This window comes from Sporosarcina koreensis (assembly GCF_001531445.1).
Taxonomy (GTDB): Bacteria; Bacillota; Bacilli; order Bacillales_A; family Planococcaceae; genus Sporosarcina; species Sporosarcina koreensis_C.
The window spans coordinates 21,744-24,877 of sequence record NZ_LQYA01000233.1 but is presented as its reverse complement, the minus strand read 5'-3'; the positions used below and the strand labels follow the sequence as shown (position 1 = coordinate 24,877).

General features: G+C 45.2%; 3 protein-coding genes and 1 pseudogene. All 4 read right to left on the bottom strand.

The genetic code is table 11. The features are described 5' to 3' along the window. A pseudogene (locus tag AWV70_RS24910) lies at positions 1-306 on the bottom strand (tRNA (guanosine(46)-N7)-methyltransferase TrmB); the annotation flags it as partial. An 18-nt stretch (positions 307-324) separates the two neighbouring features. Next, positions 325-1,311 (bottom strand): nuclease-related domain-containing protein, encoded by a 987-nt coding sequence (locus AWV70_RS19960; RefSeq protein ID WP_060210268.1) that lies wholly within the window; start codon positions 1,309-1,311, stop codon positions 325-327. Positions 1,312-1,344: 33 nt separating this feature from the next. Then, positions 1,345-2,199, bottom strand: a complete 855-nt coding sequence (dat, locus tag AWV70_RS19955) for a D-amino-acid transaminase (protein WP_060210267.1) — start codon at positions 2,197-2,199, stop codon at positions 1,345-1,347. Continuing rightward, a partial coding sequence (locus tag AWV70_RS24905) for a Sapep family Mn(2+)-dependent dipeptidase (RefSeq protein WP_235588780.1) occupies positions 2,196-3,134 on the bottom strand: 939 nt, incomplete at its 5' end. The genes AWV70_RS24905 and dat, both read right to left, overlap by 4 nt.

Below are 3,134 nucleotides of genomic sequence, written 5' to 3'. Positions count from 1 at the left end.
CTCCAAATTAGCGCCATTTCCTCTAAGAAGCCGTAGATTGGAAGGCTTCTCCGCTTCAATAACTTTTTCCAAGGCGGATACAATCACATTATCGAAATGCTCGATTCCGATATAGTTAATATCAGGGTTGGCAAGAGCCATTCCGATGATGAATTGCCCTTTTCCTGTCCCGACTTCAACATGTATCGGGTTTTCATTGCCGAAAACCGCTTTCCAATCGATTGTTGTACCTTCCTCTTCGTGGATCAATACCTCAGGGTGCTCTGCCATGAAATCTTTTGCCCATGGTTTATTGCGTAGCCGCATAATCAATTACACTCATTTCTATTCATTATTATCAGGTAGGTCCTGATTAATCTGCTCTTCAAAAAGTCTGCTCATTGCAGTTGTTTGTCCAATGTCCAAAATCGATTGTGCGGCTTTGAATTGGTTGAACTTCATAGGGACAGTAGATTTCCGTAGGGTAGCGAACCATTCTTCATACGTTCTTCGATCAATGATAGCCGTATCGAATGGCACTCCTGGATAATCGATATAGCCATTCCTTGATATGACCAGTTTCTTTATTGGGAAGTCGATGTCCTGCGCCGCAAAAACCCCTGATACTATTTTCTCCATCCTATTCAATCCGATGAATGGATTCAATACTCTAGATTCCTTGTCTCCGAATTTTTTCGTCCAAAACCTTTCTCCCTCGCCGATAAACGCCGCTGCGTTCTCTCCCTCCAACACCGTTATACATAAGCACTCAATCGGCGTGATAAGAAGAATATCGAGTTCGACAGGTGCTTTTTTCACTTTCAGGATCGGGTAATAAAAAAGAAGATAGCTATCAGGTAGCTGCTGAGTGAAGCTCCTAAGAAGTAAGTCCCTCATATACCCGGCATCCAGATTGGATTTTTCCATCATCGTAGAACTTGCCCATTTCAATTGAAAATGGAATAACTGATCCAAGTAAAGTTTTCGAAGCTGTTTTTCGTTTTCGGGCTGGTAAATGATATTCGGATTAAAATCTAATACATCTAGTTCATCCTGTCCGTCCTGATTCGCTTCATACGGTTCTGCTTCTTCAGAAGCCGTTCTCCGATTGCCGAAGAGACGGAATAGAGGGGAATACCATTTCCCCTCCCCATTCTGCTCTTCCGGCTCCTCATGGGCATGCCTCCATTCGGAAAGGTCGGCTCCATGCTCCCATTGGGTTTTCATCCGTTTCCATTGCGAATTTTTCAATCGGATATATTGTGTTGGATATCGTGATAAATCATTTTCGTAGCGAGATACATAATCAAGCAGTTTGACGAGCTGCGCCAATTTCATCCACTCCGATCAGTAAGGCAATGTTCATCAATCCCGCGCTACGGATAACGGGATTTGCCTCGCAAATGCTTCCTGCAATCTTCTCGTTACCGCTCCTGGTGTACCGGACCCAACCGCTTTTTCATCAATTAACACGATTGGCGTGATTTCAGCTGTCGTCGACGTAATGAAAAATTCATCCATTGCGTTCATTTCGTCCGGTGTAAATCCTCTCTCCTCGACAGGAATGCCCAACTCAGCGCAAAGCTTCAATACGACTCGGCGTGTTATACCGTTCAAAATAAGATTGGTTGCCGGATGTGTGATAACAACACCGTCTTTCACACCGAATGCGTTGGAAGATGACCCTTCCCTGACAATTCCATCACGGACGAATATCGCCTCTGCACAACCTGCCTCATACGCTTCTTGTTTCGCCAATACATTGGCTAACAAGTTCAAGCTTTTAATATCGCAGCGAAGCCAGCGGACGTCTTCAACCGTTTTCGCCGAGACTCCGCCTTCAATGTTGCTCAAAGGTCTTGGATTTTGGATGGCGTAAGCAGTCACGACAGGAGTCACTGCAAGTTCAGGGAACTGGTGGACCCGCGGAGAAGCTCCTCGTGTCACTTGCATATAAATATGACCGGTTCTAATGTCGTTCACCTTAATTAATTCCTTCGCTATGTCAATCAGCTGCTGCTCAGAATAAGGGATTGTCATTTTGATTTTTGATGCACTTTGAAAAAGGCGCCCGATATGTTCCTCGGCCGTATACAATTCGCCATCATACACTTTGACGACTTCATAAACTCCGTCGCCGAAGTAGTATCCCCTATCATCAATCGAGATGTTCAAACTATCCTTGCTTGTGAATTGGCCATCGATAAAGTAAGTAGTCATTGGTTTTCCCCTTCCCCATTATAGGACGCAAGACGACTGATCGCTTCCGTGTAAATGGCAGTCGCCTTCAATAAGTCCTCTATATATACATATTCGTCCGCTTGGTGAGCGACATCGTCCCTTCCAGGGAATAGCATGCCGAAAGCGACCCCTTTAGCAAGCACACGCGCGTACGTGCCACCGCCAATTGACAGTAGTTCAGCCTCTTCACCTGTATAAGACGTGTAAATCTCTTGCAATGTTTTGATGAATGGATCATTTGCATCGACATGATGCGGTTTCGAGTTGGACTTCACTTCCACCGCAAATGATGAATCCCTGAGTCGATCCGTGCACGTTCCGATTTTCTCGTCAAAAGGATAGGTAACGGAATACCGCATGCTTACTTGCACCCGACCGCCTTCTTCCGGGGTGAAGGAAACGATGCCGGCATTCAATGTCGTATCGCCCGAAATTTCATCATTGTAGGCAAGCCCAAGAAAGCGTCCTCGAGTTTCAGTCCCGAATGCGTCAAGAATGAATTGAGTGAAATCCTTCGATTCACCTTCCTCAAAGATCTTATTCAAGAAAGTTGCAAGCAGAACAGCCGCGTTTACACCATTGTCCGGCTCCATTGCGTGGGCGGATTTGCCATGAAAACATAAAAATGCTTCGCCATTTTTTTCAACAATAGATGCGGCCAGGTCATGCATATTCATGAAGCTTTCAAATTTGTTATGAACGTCCGCAGAATCAAAACCTTTGATACGGGCTTCCGCATAATCGGGCACCATATTCGTACGATCACCCGATTTGAAGTGAAGAAGCTGCCCATCGGCTTCTTGCGTTTTTTGGCTAAAAACCAATGTGGAGATCCCTTTTTCAGCATTGATAATCGGGAAATCGGCATCCGGCGCAAACCCGATCGTCGGCATCTCTTCTTTTTCAAAATAACG

Excerpts from the sequence above, each read along its gene's own strand:
- dat (WP_060210267.1), bottom strand. The coding sequence starts at position 2,199 with ATGACTACTTACTTTATCGATGGCCAATTCACAAGCAAGGATAGTTTG.